1 protein-coding gene is annotated in these 262 nt (G+C 51.5%); it reads right to left on the bottom strand.

What is annotated here, in order from left to right:
• On the bottom strand, positions 1 to 262 hold a 262-nt coding region (locus AB4405_RS24385), incomplete at both ends, for a VCBS domain-containing protein (RefSeq protein WP_372063123.1).

Raw genomic sequence — 262 nt, forward strand, 5'->3', positions numbered from 1 at the left:
TGACTTCAAAGCGCTCTATTCGAGTCTCACCGTCACCCAGCTCTTGAACCCCTTCAAGGCTGTTCACGACTCGGTAAGACCAAGTACCATCGGCTTGAATGGTTAACTCACCCAGCGGTTGTTGGCCATCGGCATTCGCAACCTTAGTCACCGCTGTACTGAAGGCATTCTCACCCGCATCCAAATCGGCTATATCAAGTTTGCCATCACCCAGCAACTCACCCGCGACAGCACCTGTGTCTTCTTTTACAACATCTGTCGT

The sequence above is a fragment of the Vibrio sp. 10N.261.51.F12 genome, from assembly GCF_041471725.1.
GTDB lineage: Bacteria > Pseudomonadota > Gammaproteobacteria > Enterobacterales > Vibrionaceae > Vibrio.